This window comes from Allgaiera indica (assembly GCF_900106675.1).
Classification (GTDB): Bacteria; Pseudomonadota; Alphaproteobacteria; order Rhodobacterales; family Rhodobacteraceae; genus Acidimangrovimonas; species Acidimangrovimonas indica.
The window spans coordinates 184,340-196,799 of record NZ_FNOB01000005.1 but is presented as its reverse complement, the minus strand read 5'-3'; the positions used below and the strand labels follow the sequence as shown (position 1 = coordinate 196,799).

The following is a 12,460-nucleotide window of genomic DNA, read 5'->3' as shown; positions in this document are numbered from 1 at the left end:
ATGAGACCAGAGTGCAAGCAGGGGCGGTGCCCCGCAGGAGATGGACATGTTTGATCTAACGGGTAAATCGGCCCTCGTGACGGGCGCTTCGGGGGGGATCGGCGGCGAGATCGCGCGGCAATTGCACGCGCGGGGGGCAAATGTCGGGCTGTCGGGGACACGCGCCGCGCCGCTTCAGGCGCTGGCCGAGGAGCTGGGGCCGCGGGCGCATGTGCTGCCTTGCGACCTGTCCGATTTCGCCGCCGTCGATGCGCTGGCACGCCAGGCCGCCGAGGCCATGGGGGCGGTCGATATCCTGGTCAACAATGCCGGCATCACCCGCGACGGCCTGCTGATGCGGATGTCGGACGAGGACTGGCAGCAGGTGATCGACGTGAACCTGACATCGGCCTTCCGACTGTCGCGCGGGGTCTTGCGGGGGATGATGAAGGCGCGCTGGGGGCGGATCATCTACATTACCTCGGTGGTCGGGATCGCAGGCAACGGCGGGCAGGCGAATTACGCTGCGGCCAAGGCCGGCATGGTGGGCCTGTCCAAGAGCCTGGCCCAGGAGGTGGCAAGCCGCAACGTGACGGTGAACTGTATCGCGCCGGGCTTCATTTCGACGGCGATGACCGAGAAGCTGACCGACGAGCAGAAGGAGAAGATCCTGGTCGAGATCCCCGCGGGGGCGATGGGTGTGCCGGCCGATATCGCCGCCGCCACCGTCTATCTGGCCAGCCCCGAGGCAAGCTACGTCACCGGGGCGACCTTGCATGTCAACGGCGGAATGACGATGATCTGACCACCCCGCAGGGGGGAAGGCGAAAGCGTTTGCCTTGGCCAAAGACTATGCTATAGGCGGCTCAGATTTGACCCGTCCGGGGGCTGTCCCGGGGGCGGGGCCTGCCCGGGGGCGGGCAAGCAGCCGCTCGTTATGAGCAACCGGATACAAGACAGGGTCCGAGACCCGAAACACGATGAGGAAGTGACATGAGCGACATCGCAAACCGCGTGAAGAAGATCGTGGTCGAGCATCTCGGCGTCGAAGAAGACAAGGTGACGGAAAACGCGTCGTTCATCGACGATCTGGGCGCTGACAGCCTCGACACGGTCGAGCTGGTCATGGCCTTCGAGGAAGAGTTCGGGATCGAGATCCCCGACGACGCCGCCGAGACGATCCAGACCTTCGGCGATGCGGTGAAGTTCATCTCGGAAGCGGCCTGAACCTTTCGAAATCGCGACTGCGGAAGCGGCGTCCCGCGGGGCGCCGCTTTCTTTTATGCCGGGCGCTCTTTGTGGGTCCGACGTTTGCGGCGCGCGCGCTTCGGCCGGGCCGGCACCACCCGCCACCGCGGTCGGGACGCCGGCCTGTCCTGGCTCGGGTCGGGGAAGGCGCGGCTATGACCTTTCTTTCCGGCTCATTTATCGCTGGGGGCTGGGGGCGCGCCCCCCAACGTACCAGAACCTGCCGGGCGCGCGCACCCGGCGGGCCGGGGTTTCACCTTCTGCCACCGGGTTCGGGTGATGCGCGGCGGGCCGCGCGCGGCCGGGCTTGGCGTTGCGCGCGCGCGCGGGCGCGTGTAACTGTGCGCGGGATGCCGCGACATGAATGAGGAGAACAGATGCGCCGGGTTGTGATTACGGGTCTGGGAATGGTCACGCCGCTGGCCTGCGGAGTGGAAGAAACCTGGAGCCGCCTTCTCGACGGCCAGTCGGGCGCCGCGACGATCTCGCGCTTCGACGCAAGCCATCTGGCCACCACCTATGCCTGCGAGATCCCGCGTGGCGACGGGTCGGACGGAACCTTCAATCCCGACGACTGGATGGAGCCCAAGGAACAGCGCAAGGTCGATGATTTCATCCTTTACGGCATGGCGGCTGCGGTGCAGGCGGTGCGTGACGCGGGCTGGGACACCCCTTCCGAAGAAGAGAAATTGCGCACCGGGGTGATGATCGGCTCGGGCATCGGCGGGCTGTCATCGATCGCCGAGACGGCGGTGCTGCTGAAGGAGCGCGGGCCCCGGCGGGTCAGCCCGTTCTTCATTCCCGGCGCGCTGATCAACCTGATCTCCGGCCAGGTCAGCATCCGCTACGGCTTCAAGGGGCCGAACCACGCGGTGGTGACGGCCTGTTCGACCGGGGCGCATGCGATCGGTGATGCTGCGCGGCTGATCCAGTGGGGCGACGCCGACGTGATGGTGGCGGGCGGCGCCGAAAGCCCGATCAGCGAGATCGGCATTGCCGGCTTCAACGCCTGCAAGGCGCTGTCGACCAAGCGCGGCGACGCGCCCCGGACGGCCAGCCGCCCCTATGATGCCGATCGCGACGGCTTTGTCATGGGCGAGGGCGGCGGCGTCGTGGTGCTGGAGGAATACGAACACGCGGTGGCGCGCGGCGCCAAGATCTACGCCGAGGTGCTGGGGTATGGCCTGTCGGGCGACGCCTATCACATCACCGCGCCGTCCGAGGATGGCGAGGGCGGCTTCCGTGCCATGCAGGCGGCGCTGAAGCGCGCGGGGATCGGCGCCGACGCGGTGGATTACATCAACGCCCACGGCACCAGCACCATGGCCGACACGATCGAGCTGGGCGCGGTAGAGCGCCTGCTGGGCGACGCGGCAGCCGGGGCGACGATGTCGTCGACCAAGTCGTCGATCGGCCATCTTCTGGGCGCCGCCGGCGCGGTCGAGGCGATCTTCTGCGCGTTGGCGATCCGCGATCAGGTGGCGCCGCCGACCATCAACCTTGACACGCCCGCGGTCGAGACCAGGCTGGATCTGGCGCCGAACCGGGCGGTGAAGCGGCGCGTTGACGTGGCGCTGTCGAATTCCTTCGGCTTCGGGGGAACCAATGCCAGCCTCGTGCTGGGGAAAGTTGCACGGTAATGGGCCGCTCTGTCGCCTCGAACGCCTTGACGCTGTTCATCGTTCTGTTGGTCGCGGTGGCCGGCTTCCTGGAATGGAGCCGTCAGCAATTCACCGGACCGGGCCCGCTGGCCCAGCCGATCTGCCTGCGCGTCGACCGCGGCGAAAGCCTGGCCTCGCTGTCCGGCAAGCTGGAGAAGAAGGGCGCGATCAGCCATGCGATGCTGTTTCGGGTGGGGGCGAGCTATACTGACAAGGGCAATAAGCTGAAGTTCGGCAGCTATCTGATTCCCAAATCGGAATCGATGAAGGGCATTCTGGCGATCGTGACCAAGGGCGGCCAGAGCACCTGTGGCACCGAGGTGAATTACCGCATCGGCGTGACCGCGAGCACGCTGGAGGTGCGCGCGCTTGACCCCGTCGCCGGGCAATACACGCAGGTGGCCAGCTACGACCCGGTCACCACCAAGACCCCGCCCGCGGATCTGACCCGCGCCGAGGCCGAGCCCGACACGCGCTATCGGGTGATCCTGGCCGAAGGTGTGACCAGTTGGGATGTATTGAATGCGCTGCGGCATGTAGATTTCCTGTCGGGCAAGGTGAAAGACACCCCGCCCGAAGGTAGCCTGTCGCCCGACAGCTATGTCGTGACCAAGGGCGAGGCGCTGGACAGCCTGATCCAAGAGATGCAGGGCCGGCAGAAGAAGATCCTCGCGGCCGCATGGAAGGACCGCGCGAAGGACCTGCCCTACAAGACGCCCGAACAGGCGTTGATCATGGCCTCGCTGATCGAGAAGGAGACCGGCGTGGCGCAGGAGCGCGCCGAGGTGGCCTCGGTTTTCGTCAACCGGCTGGACAAGGGCATGCGGCTGCAGACCGACCCGGCGGTGATCTATGGCATCACCAAGGGGCATGGCGTGCTGGGCCGGGGTCTGCGGCAAAGCGAGCTGCGCGCCAAGACGCCCTACAATACCTACCAGATCGACGGGCTGCCACCGACGCCGATCTGCAATCCGGGCAAGGAGGCGATCGAGGCCGCGCTGCATCCGGCGACCACCAAGTATCTGTATTTCGTGGCCAACGGCACCGGTGGGCACGACTTTTCGCAAACCCTGGCCGAGCACAACAAGAACGTCGAGAAATGGCGCAAGATCCAGGCAGAGCAGCAAAAACAGCAGCAGACCGGTGCCCCGAAGAATGGCAATTGAAGCCGGCCTCGCGGCGCCGTCTGGTTAACGAAGGGTTAAGGCAAAGTTCGCAAGTCATTGAAGGAAATGAATTTTTCGATTGACTTTGCGGACGGTCCGATGTATCCCTTATGACAAGCTGGGAAAAGTGGGCAAGCGGCACGGGGCAACCCGGTGCCGCTTTTTCATGTCGCCAGCAGCCATAGGCCGCGGGGCGATCCGCGGCCGCCTTCGAGGGCAGGTTCACGACCAGATGACATTAGACACCCCCGCCGAGGAGGGGGAGGCACCGAGGCCCCTGGTTTCGGAGGCCTCGCTTCTCTACACGACCGCGGCCGAAGTTTTCGCCCAGATGATCCGCGAGCTGCAAGGCGGCGCGCTGGATGAGGCGAAGCGGGCGCCGGGCTATGCACGCGAGCTTCGCCAAGCCTTGCAGGCGGTGCTGACCGAAAGGACGATCCTTGAAAAACTCCGCAAAGAGCATGGGCGCGAAGGAGGAGGCGACCCGGCAGAGCTTGACTTCGCCGCCGCCCGCGCTGAGATCGGGCGCCGCCTGGCTTGCCTCCGCGACGCCGCAGACGGTTGACGCCTTTCTGGAAAGCCTGAGCGACGGGGCGCTGATGGCGCTGCCATGGATGTTCGAATTCTGGGCGCTGCCGCATCAGCTGCCGCCCGAGGGCGTGTGGCGCAGCTGGGTGATCATGGGCGGACGCGGCGCCGGCAAGACGCGCGCCGGCGCCGAATGGGTGCGTGCCCAGGTGGAAGGGGCGGGGCCGCGCGATCCGGGGATGGCGAAGCATGTGGCGCTGGTCGGCGAGACGATCGACCAGGCGCGCGAGGTGATGGTTTTCGGCGAAAGCGGCATCCTGGCCTGCACGCCGCCCGATCGCCGCCCCGAATGGCAGGCGACGCGCAAGCGGCTGGTCTGGCCCAACGGTGCCGAGGCGCGGCTGTTCTCGGCGCATGAGCCCGAGAGCCTGCGGGGGCCGCAGTTCGATGCGGCCTGGGCCGACGAGCTGGCGAAGTGGAAGCGCGCCGGCGAGGCCTGGGACATGCTGCAATTCGCGCTGCGTCTGGGGCCGCAGCCGCGCCAGGTGGTGACGACGACGCCGCGCAATGTCGAGGCGCTGAAGGCGATCTTGCGCAACCCGTCGACGGTGGTGACACATGCGCCGACCGAGGCGAACCGGGCCTATCTGGCGGCCTCTTTCCTGGAGGAGGTGCGCGCGCGCTACGGCGGCACGCGGCTGGGACGGCAGGAGCTGGACGGCGCGCTGCTGGAAGAGGCCGAGGGGGCGCTGTGGAGCAATGCCGCGATCGAGGCTAGCCGGGTCGACGAAGTTCCGCGGCTGAGCCGGGTGGTGGTGGCGGTGGATCCGCCGGTGACCGGGCACAGTTCGTCGGACGAATGCGGTATTGTGGTGGCCGGGGTGGTCGCGGAAGGCGCGCCGCAGGAATGGCGGGCCTATGTGCTGGAGGATGCAAGCCTGTCGGGGGCGAGCCCGGACCAATGGGCGCGGGCGGCGATTGCCGCGATGGAGCGTCATGGCGCCGAGCGTCTGGTGGCCGAGGTCAATCAGGGCGGGGATCTTGTGGAAAGCGTGTTGCGGCAGGTCGATCCGCTGGTGCCCTACCGGGCGGTCCGGGCGGCGCGGGGCAAGCTTGCGCGGGCCGAGCCGGTGGCGGCGCTGTACGAACAGGGACGGGTCGCGCATATGCGCGGTCTGGCGGCGCTGGAGGATCAGATGGCGCAGATGACGGGCCAGGGATTTCAGGGGCGGGGATCGCCCGACCGGGTGGATGCGCTGGTCTGGGCGCTGACGGATCTGATGATCGCACCGGCGCAGGCCTGGCGACGGCCGCGGGTGCGGGGGCTTTAACGCGGCGCCCGTGGCCGGGGGCGGGATGCCTCCGGCGGGCGTATTTTGGCGAACAATGAAAGGATGGGTCGGGCCTGCGGGCGGCGGTCTGTCCTGGCATGGATGAGGAGAGGCGGATGTTTGAGTTCCTGCGGCGCAAGGAGGCGGCGGTGGCCGAGCGGAAGGCTTCGGCCTCGGGGCCGGTGATCGCCTGGGCGGGGGCGGGGCGGGTGGCCTGGGGGCCGCGCGACACGGTTTCGCTGATCCGGTCGGGGTTTCAGGGCAATCCCGTCGGGTTTCGGGCGGTGCGGATGATCGTCGAAGCGGCGGCGGCCTTGCCGTTGGTGTTTCAGGACGCCGATCGGCGTTACGAGGCGCATCCGCTGGTGGACCTGTTGCGCCGGCCCAATCCGGCGCAGGGCCGGGCGGAATTGCTGGAGGCCCTGTATGGCCAGCTTCTGCTGAGCGGCAACGGTTATCTGGAGGCCGTCCCGGGCGGCGCGCGGCTGCCGGCGGAGCTGCATGTGCTGCGCTCGGACCGGATGCGGCTGGTGCCTGGCGCGGATGGCTGGCCGGTGGCCTACGAGTATCAGGTGGGCGGGCGCAAGCATCGGTTCGACATGACCGGGGCGGTGGCGCCGATCTGTCATGTGAAGATGTTCCATCCGCAGGACGACCATTACGGCTTTTCGCCGCTGCAGGCGGCGGCGGTGGCGGTGGATGTGCACAATTCGGCAAGCGCCTGGTCGAAGGCACTGCTGGACAATGCCGCGCGGCCTTCCGGGGCGATCGTCTACAAGGGGTCCGACGGTCAGGGCAGCCTGAGCGCGGATCAATACGACCGGCTGATCACCGAGATGGAAAGCTATCATCAGGGCGCGCGCAATGCCGGGCGGCCGATGCTGCTGGAAGGCGGTCTTGACTGGAAGCCGATGGGGTTCAGCCCCTCGGACATGGAGTTCCTGAAGACCAAGGAGGGGGCCGCGCGCGAGATCGCCGTGGCCTTCGGTGTGCCGCCGATGCTGATGGGCATTCCGGGCGACGCGACCTATGCCAATTATCAGGAGGCGAACCGCGCCTTCTATCGGCTGACGGTGGTGCCGCTGGTGTCGCGGGTGACGGCGGCGATCGCGCATTGGCTGGCGGGGTTCTCGGGGGCGGAGGTCGAGATCCGGCCGGATCTGGACCAGGTCCCGGCGCTGGCGGCCGAGCGCGATCAGCAATGGGCGCGGGTCGGCGCGGCCGAGTTCCTGACCGAGGCGGAAAAGCGCGCGCTGCTGGGCCTGCCGCGGCTTGCGGAGCCAGAATGACGGGGCGGCGGCCGCCGGGCGGGGGGTCGCGGTTCCTTTACGACAGTTTCGACGCCGCGCACGCGCGCATCGAGGCCAATGAGCGCGTGGCCGAGGAGCGCTGGCAGGCGATCGAAACCAGGCTGCGCCAGATCGAGGCGATGCTGGATCGCATGGAACGGCGGATCTGGATGGCAGTGTATGGCGCGCTTCTGTTCATGCTGGCGCAGGGCGCGGGGCTGGTGGTGGATTCGCTGCTGAAATGAGGAAAGGCAAGAATCGCAATGGATTATGGGCTGGAGTTGAAGTTGTGCCCCGCGGAGGCCGCGCTAAGCGTCGGTGCCGGGGCGGTGGTCGAGGGCTATGCCTCGGTCTTCGGGCGAGAGGATCAGGGGGGCGATGTCGTCCGGGCCGGCGCGTATGCGCGCTCGTTGAAGGCGCTGGCGGCGCGCGGCGGCCGGGTGAAGATGCTTTGGCAGCATGATCCGGCGCAGCCGATCGGCGTGTGGGACGAGGTGCGCGAGGACGGCCATGGCCTGTGGGTCAAGGGAAGGGTGCTGACCGATGTGGCGCGCGGCCGCGAGGCGCTGGCGCTGTTGGAGGCGGGCGCGATCGAGGGCCTGTCGATCGGCTACCGTACCATCGTGGCCGAGCGTGACGCGAAGGGCCGGCGCCAATTGTCGGAGCTGGATCTGTGGGAAGTGTCGCTGGTGACCTTCCCGATGCTCCCCGAGGCGCGGGTGGCGGCGAAGGGCGAGGCGCCGGAGGCGCTGCCCGAGGCGCTGCTCGCCGATCTTGCGGCGGCTTTCGATGAGGCCCGCCGGATGCTGGCCGAGCGCTAGGTTTCGGCCGACCACCCAAGAGAGGAATTGGAAATGAAGACGACCGAGACGAAGGCTCGGGCGGCCGGGACGGGTGTGTCCGGCGGCCTGTACGAGGGCGCGGAGATGAAGACCGCGCTGGACGGTTTCCTGGGGGAATTCAAGAACTTCCGGGACGATATGAAGACAACGTTGCAACAACAGGAAGAGCGACTGACCATGCTGGACCGCAAGTCTATCACCCGGGCGCGCCCGGCCCTTTCCCATGCCGTCGACGACGGCGCGCCGCATCGCAAGGCCCTGGATGCCTATCTGCGCGTGGGCGATGACGCGGGCCTTCGCGGCCTGGTGCTCGAGGGCAAGGCGCTGAACGAATCCGTCGCAGCCGAGGGCGGCTATCTGGTCGATCCCCAGACCGCCGAGACGATCCGCTCGACGTTGGCCTCGACCGCCTCGATCCGCGCGATCGCCAATGTGGTGAATGTCGAGGCCACCAGCTTCGACGTGTTGATCGACCATACCGATGTGGGTTCGGGCTGGGCGACCGAGGCCGGCCCGGTGGCCGAGACCGGCACGCCGCTGATCGAGCGGATCTCGATCCCGCTGCATGAACTCAGCGCCCTGCCGAAAGCCAGCCAGCGGCTGCTGGACGACAGCGCCTTCGACATCGAGGGCTGGCTGGCCGGCCGCATCGCGCACAAGTTCGCCCGCGCCGAGGCGCAATCGTTCATCTCGGGCGACGGAATCGACAAGCCGACGGGGTTCCTCAGCCACCCCGCTGTGGCCGAGGCGACCTGGGCCTGGGGCAGCCTGGGCTATGTGGCGACCGGCGCCGACGGCGATTTCGCCGCCACCAACGCCGTGGATTCGATCGTCGATCTGGTCTACGCGCTGGATGCCGATTACCGCGCCAACGCGACCTTCGTGATGAATTCGAAGACCGCGGGCGCGGTGCGCAAGATGAAGGATGCCGACGGGCGCTTCCTGTGGTCGGACGGGCTGGCGGCGGGCGAGCCCGCGCGGCTGATGGGCTATCCGGTGCTGATCGCCGAGGACATGCCCGATATCGCCTCGGGCAGCCTTTCGATGGCCTTCGGCGATTTCCGCGCGGGTTACACGGTGGCCGAACGTCCCGATCTGCGGGTGCTGCGCGATCCGTTCTCGGCCAAGCCGCATGTGCTGTTCTACGCCACCAAGCGCGTCGGCGGCGACGTCAGCGATTTCGCCGCGATCAAGCTGCTGAAGTTCGCCCTGTCCTAAACGGGGCGAAGGCCCGGCGTTCGCGCCGGGTGCCGGGCGCGTGCCGGGCCCTTAGGGGCGCCCGCGCCGCGCAATTGTCTCCCTCCGCCCGGGCGGGGCGGGGGCGCGCGCCCGGGATGGCGGAGGTTTGCAGGGGATGTGCGGATGATGACGCTGATCGAACAGAGCCCGGTGCCGGTGGCGGTGCTGCCGGTGGCCGAGTTCAAGGACCATTTGCGCCTGGGCACCGGCTTCGCGGATGATGCGGTGCAGGATGGGCTGGCCGAGGGCTATCTGCGCTCGGCCCTGGCCGCGATCGAAGGGCGGATCGGCAAGGCGCTGATTTCGCGAGATTTTTCATGGGGTGTCAGCTATTGGCGCGACCCCGAGGGGCAGGCCTTGCCGCTGGCGCCGGTCAGCGCGGTTGCGGCCCTGGTGCTGGTCGATGCGGCCGGGATCCAGACCCCGGCGGATCCGGCGGCCTATCGGCTGGTCAAGGACAGCCAGCGCCCGAGGATCGCGGCGACGGGGCTGGCGCTGCCGACGATCCCCACGGGCGGCGAGGCGCGGATCACGTTCACCGCGGGGTTCGGCCCGGCCTGGACCGACGTGCCCGCCGATCTGCGCCAGGCGGTGCTGCTGCTGGCTACGGGCTATTACGAGAACCGCCATGACGCCGGCGGCCCGCGTGACGCGATGCCGTTCGGGGTGATGGCCCTGATCGAGCGCTGGCGCACCGTGCGCGTGCTGGGTGGGGGCCAGGCATGAGCCGGGCGATGGACACGCCGCGGCTGAACCGCCGGCTGGTGCTGGAGGCGCCCGTCGTGGCGCCCGACGGCGCCGGCGGATTCACCGAGACCTGGACGGCGCAGGGCGTCGTCTGGGCCGAGTTGCGGCCCGGCACCGGGCGCGAAAGCTTCGGCGACGCGGTGACGCTCGCCCGCGTGCCCTTCAGGATCACCCTGCGCGCGGCCCCGCCGGGGGCGCCGTCGCGGCCCGAACCGGGGCAGCGCCTGCGCGAGGGCACGCGGATCTTCACCATCCTCGCCGTGGCCGAGCGCGACCCGGAGGGGCAGTACCTGACCTGTTTCGCGCGCGAGGAGGTGGCGGCATGAGCTATGCGACATCCGCGGCGCTGCAAAGCGCGGTCTTTGCCCAGCTTTCGGGCGATGCGGCGCTGTCGGCGCTGGTCGGCGGCGGCGTCTATGACGCGGTGCCGGCGGGCGACAAGCCCGCGACTTTCGTGGTGCTGGGACCGGAACAGGTGCGGGACCGTTCGGATTCGACCGGCCAGGGGGCGGAACACCGGCTGACGATCAGCGTCCATTCCACCGCCGCCGGGTTCCAGGAGGCCAAGAAGGCGGCGGCCGCGGTGGCCGCGGCGCTGGTCGATGCGCCCTTGGTGCTGAGCGTGGGCCAACTGGTCGGGATCGGCTTTCTGACCGCCAAGGCAGAGCGGACGGAGAACGGCGCGGCGCGCAGGATCGACCTGGTCTTTCGCGCCAGGGTCGAGGAATGACTTTCACAAATCCAACTTAAATCCCCGACGATTCCAGGGGATTGTCGCGATATCATGTACAATTCGGAGAATTCGCCATGGTGGCCCAGAACGGCAAGGATCTTCTCATCAAGCTCGACATGACCGGCGGTGGCCAGTTCGAGACGATCGCGGGGCTGCGTGCCTCGCGGCTGAGTTTCAACGCGGAGACGGTGGATGTGACCTCTTTGGAAAGCCAGGGAGGCTGGCGCGAGCTGCTGGCCGGCGCGGGGGTGAAATCGGCGGCTCTGTCTGGGTCGGGGATCTTCAAGGATGCCACGACGGACGAGCGCGCGCGCCAGATATTCTTCGACGGTGCGACGCCCGGATTTCAGGTGGTGATCCCCGGTTTCGGCACGGTCGAGGGGCCGTTCCAGATCACCGCGATCGATTATGCCGGCACCCATGACGGCGAGGCCACGTTCGAGATGTCGATGGCCTCGGCCGGGGCACTGATCTTCACGGCGCTGTGATGGCGGATTCTCCGATGGTGAATCCCTGGGCCGGAGAGGTGGCGCTGATCGTCGACGGTCAGCGCCATGTCTGCAAGCTGACCCTGGGCGCCCTGGCGGAACTGGAGGCCGGCCTGGGCGAGGACAGCTTGATCGCCCTGGTCGAACGCTTCGAAGGCGGGCGGTTTTCCACCCGCGACGTGCTGGCGCTGGTGGTGGCGGGGCTGCGTGGCGGCGGCTGGGCCGGCGGCGCGGCGGATCTGCGCAGCGCCGAGATCGGCGGCGGCCCGCTAGAGGCCGCCCGGGTGGCGGCCGAGTTGCTGGCGCGTGCCTTCGCGCTGCCGGACGCGCCATGAGCGACGGGGCGCCACTGGGCCTGGACTGGCCCGGGCTGATGCGCGCGGGGCTGCGAGAGCTGCAGTTGCCGCCCGAGGCGTTCTGGCGGCTCACGCCGGTGGAGCTGATGCTGATGCTGGGGCTGGGCGGCGCGCGGGCGCCGCTGACCCGGGCGCGGCTGGAAGATTTGGTACGGGCCTATCCCGATGCGGGAACCGGCCGGGCGAAAGGGCAGGATGATGGTGGATGTGACGCAGCTGACGGCCGAGATCGACGCGCTGGAGGTCAGCCTGGGGGCGTCGGCCGGAATGGCGGCGACCTTTGACCGCGAACTCGGGCGGATGCGCGACAGCCTGGTGTTCACCGGGCGCGAGGTGGATGTGCTTTCGCGCGGGATCGGGCGCGGCCTTCGGCGGTCGTTCGACGGGCTGGTGTTCGACGGGATGAAGCTGTCGGACGCGCTGCGGGGTGTGGCGAAGACCATGGTCGATACGGTCTATGCGATCGCGATGAAGCCGGTGCAGAACGCGGTCGGCGGCGCGCTGGCCAGCGGGCTGCAAGGGGTGATGTCGTCGATCCAGCCCTTCGCCCAGGGCGCGCCCTTCGCGCAGGGGCGGGTGATGCCCTTTGCCAAGGGCGGCGTGGTGGCGCAGCCCACCGGGTTCGCGATGCGCGGCGGGCGCGGCCTGATGGGCGAGGCCGGACCCGAGGCGATCATGCCGCTGGCGCGGGGACCGGACGGGCGTTTGGGGGTGCAGGCGCAGGGCGGGGGCCGCACCGTCAACGTGGTCATGAACATCACGACGCCGGATGTGCGCGGCTTCCGGCAAAGTCAGTCCCAGGTGGCGGCGCAGCTGGGCCGGGCGATCCAGCGCGGGCAGAGGAACAGGTAAG

General features: G+C 68.5%; 17 protein-coding genes. All 17 read left to right on the top strand.

Annotation, left to right across the window (positions count from 1 at the left end; translation table 11 throughout):
- Window positions 1–46: 46 nt before the first annotated feature.
- The 17 genes from fabG (at window position 47) to BLV97_RS06290 (ending at window position 12,459) form a co-directional block, all read left to right on the top strand.
- Entirely contained in the window at window positions 47–784 is a 738-nt protein-coding gene (gene fabG / locus BLV97_RS06370; protein WP_035843060.1) for a 3-oxoacyl-[acyl-carrier-protein] reductase, read from the top strand.
- Between the two features lie 188 nt (window positions 785–972).
- Complete coding sequence (locus BLV97_RS06365; RefSeq protein WP_035843061.1) at window positions 973–1,206, top strand: acyl carrier protein; 234 nt, start codon at window positions 973–975, stop codon at window positions 1,204–1,206.
- 398 nt (window positions 1,207–1,604) lie between these two features.
- A complete protein-coding gene (gene fabF, locus BLV97_RS06360) occupies window positions 1,605–2,867 on the top strand; it encodes a beta-ketoacyl-ACP synthase II (protein WP_035843064.1) in 1,263 nt (420 codons plus the stop codon).
- Complete coding sequence (gene mltG / locus BLV97_RS06355) at window positions 2,867–4,054, top strand: endolytic transglycosylase MltG (protein WP_035843067.1); 1,188 nt, start codon at window positions 2,867–2,869, stop codon at window positions 4,052–4,054. Before fabF ends, mltG begins: the two co-directional genes overlap by 1 nt.
- 79 nt (window positions 4,055–4,133) lie before the next feature.
- A complete protein-coding gene (locus BLV97_RS22075) occupies window positions 4,134–4,619 on the top strand; it encodes a hypothetical protein (protein WP_051646086.1) in 486 nt (161 codons plus the stop codon).
- Window positions 4,516–5,913 (top strand): DNA-packaging protein, encoded by a 1,398-nt coding sequence (locus BLV97_RS06345; RefSeq protein WP_081825072.1) that lies wholly within the window; start codon window positions 4,516–4,518, stop codon window positions 5,911–5,913. Before BLV97_RS22075 ends, BLV97_RS06345 begins: the two co-directional genes overlap by 104 nt.
- A 116-nt stretch (window positions 5,914–6,029) precedes the next feature.
- Entirely contained in the window at window positions 6,030–7,202 is a 1,173-nt protein-coding gene (locus BLV97_RS06340; RefSeq protein ID WP_244520973.1) for a phage portal protein, read from the top strand.
- Window positions 7,199–7,447, top strand: coding sequence for a GTA head formation protein, RCAP_rcc01685 family (locus BLV97_RS06335; RefSeq protein WP_035843073.1), 249 nt, complete (start codon window positions 7,199–7,201; stop codon window positions 7,445–7,447). Before BLV97_RS06340 ends, BLV97_RS06335 begins: the two co-directional genes overlap by 4 nt.
- Before the next feature lie 18 nt (window positions 7,448–7,465).
- Window positions 7,466–8,023: an HK97 family phage prohead protease gene (locus tag BLV97_RS06330; protein ID WP_081825073.1), complete on the top strand. Its 558-nt coding sequence runs from the start codon at window positions 7,466–7,468 to the stop codon at window positions 8,021–8,023.
- Between the two features lie 33 nt (window positions 8,024–8,056).
- Window positions 8,057–9,262, top strand: coding sequence for a phage major capsid protein (locus BLV97_RS06325; RefSeq protein ID WP_035843080.1), 1,206 nt, complete (start codon window positions 8,057–8,059; stop codon window positions 9,260–9,262).
- A 144-nt stretch (window positions 9,263–9,406) separates the two neighbouring features.
- Window positions 9,407–10,009: a head-tail connector protein gene (locus BLV97_RS06320; RefSeq protein ID WP_308430843.1), complete on the top strand. Its 603-nt coding sequence runs from the start codon at window positions 9,407–9,409 to the stop codon at window positions 10,007–10,009.
- A gap of 8 nt (window positions 10,010–10,017) precedes the next feature.
- Window positions 10,018–10,356 (top strand): head-tail adaptor protein, encoded by a 339-nt coding sequence (locus BLV97_RS06315; protein ID WP_035843083.1) that lies wholly within the window; start codon window positions 10,018–10,020, stop codon window positions 10,354–10,356.
- Window positions 10,353–10,760, top strand: coding sequence for a DUF3168 domain-containing protein (locus tag BLV97_RS06310; RefSeq protein ID WP_035843085.1), 408 nt, complete (start codon window positions 10,353–10,355; stop codon window positions 10,758–10,760). The genes BLV97_RS06315 and BLV97_RS06310 overlap by 4 nt, the downstream gene beginning before the upstream one ends.
- Before the next feature lie 77 nt (window positions 10,761–10,837).
- Entirely contained in the window at window positions 10,838–11,251 is a 414-nt protein-coding gene (locus BLV97_RS06305) for a phage major tail protein, TP901-1 family (protein ID WP_035843088.1), read from the top strand.
- Between the two features lie 14 nt (window positions 11,252–11,265).
- Window positions 11,266–11,586: a gene transfer agent family protein gene (locus BLV97_RS06300; RefSeq protein WP_035843190.1), complete on the top strand. Its 321-nt coding sequence runs from the start codon at window positions 11,266–11,268 to the stop codon at window positions 11,584–11,586.
- Complete coding sequence (locus tag BLV97_RS21940; RefSeq protein ID WP_092163983.1) at window positions 11,583–11,891, top strand: rcc01693 family protein; 309 nt, start codon at window positions 11,583–11,585, stop codon at window positions 11,889–11,891. Before BLV97_RS06300 ends, BLV97_RS21940 begins: the two co-directional genes overlap by 4 nt.
- Window positions 11,806–12,459, top strand: coding sequence for a phage tail tape measure protein (locus BLV97_RS06290; RefSeq protein ID WP_035843195.1), 654 nt, complete (start codon window positions 11,806–11,808; stop codon window positions 12,457–12,459). Before BLV97_RS21940 ends, BLV97_RS06290 begins: the two co-directional genes overlap by 86 nt.
- The last annotated feature ends 1 nt before the right edge of the window (window position 12,460 follow it).

Bases quoted from the DNA above. Each gene is read 5' to 3' on its own strand.
- fabG (WP_035843060.1), top strand. From the start codon at position 47: ATGTTTGATCTAACGGGTAAATCGGCCCTCGTGACGGGCGCTTCGGGG.
- BLV97_RS06365 (WP_035843061.1), top strand. From the start codon at position 973: ATGAGCGACATCGCAAACCGCGTGAAGAAGATCGTGGTCGAGCATCTC.
- fabF (WP_035843064.1), top strand. From the start codon at position 1,605: ATGCGCCGGGTTGTGATTACGGGTCTGGGAATGGTCACGCCGCTGGCC.
- mltG (WP_035843067.1), top strand. From the start codon at position 2,867: ATGGGCCGCTCTGTCGCCTCGAACGCCTTGACGCTGTTCATCGTTCTG.
- BLV97_RS06345 (WP_081825072.1), top strand. From the start codon at position 4,516: ATGGGCGCGAAGGAGGAGGCGACCCGGCAGAGCTTGACTTCGCCGCCG.
- BLV97_RS06340 (WP_244520973.1), top strand. From the start codon at position 6,030: ATGTTTGAGTTCCTGCGGCGCAAGGAGGCGGCGGTGGCCGAGCGGAAG.
- BLV97_RS06335 (WP_035843073.1), top strand. From the start codon at position 7,199: ATGACGGGGCGGCGGCCGCCGGGCGGGGGGTCGCGGTTCCTTTACGAC.
- BLV97_RS06330 (WP_081825073.1), top strand. From the start codon at position 7,466: ATGGATTATGGGCTGGAGTTGAAGTTGTGCCCCGCGGAGGCCGCGCTA.
- BLV97_RS06325 (WP_035843080.1), top strand. From the start codon at position 8,057: ATGAAGACGACCGAGACGAAGGCTCGGGCGGCCGGGACGGGTGTGTCC.
- BLV97_RS06320 (WP_308430843.1), top strand. From the start codon at position 9,407: ATGATGACGCTGATCGAACAGAGCCCGGTGCCGGTGGCGGTGCTGCCG.
- BLV97_RS06315 (WP_035843083.1), top strand. From the start codon at position 10,018: ATGGACACGCCGCGGCTGAACCGCCGGCTGGTGCTGGAGGCGCCCGTC.
- BLV97_RS06310 (WP_035843085.1), top strand. From the start codon at position 10,353: ATGAGCTATGCGACATCCGCGGCGCTGCAAAGCGCGGTCTTTGCCCAG.
- BLV97_RS06305 (WP_035843088.1), top strand. From the start codon at position 10,838: ATGGTGGCCCAGAACGGCAAGGATCTTCTCATCAAGCTCGACATGACC.
- BLV97_RS06300 (WP_035843190.1), top strand. From the start codon at position 11,266: ATGGTGAATCCCTGGGCCGGAGAGGTGGCGCTGATCGTCGACGGTCAG.
- BLV97_RS21940 (WP_092163983.1), top strand. From the start codon at position 11,583: ATGAGCGACGGGGCGCCACTGGGCCTGGACTGGCCCGGGCTGATGCGC.
- BLV97_RS06290 (WP_035843195.1), top strand. From the start codon at position 11,806: ATGGTGGATGTGACGCAGCTGACGGCCGAGATCGACGCGCTGGAGGTC.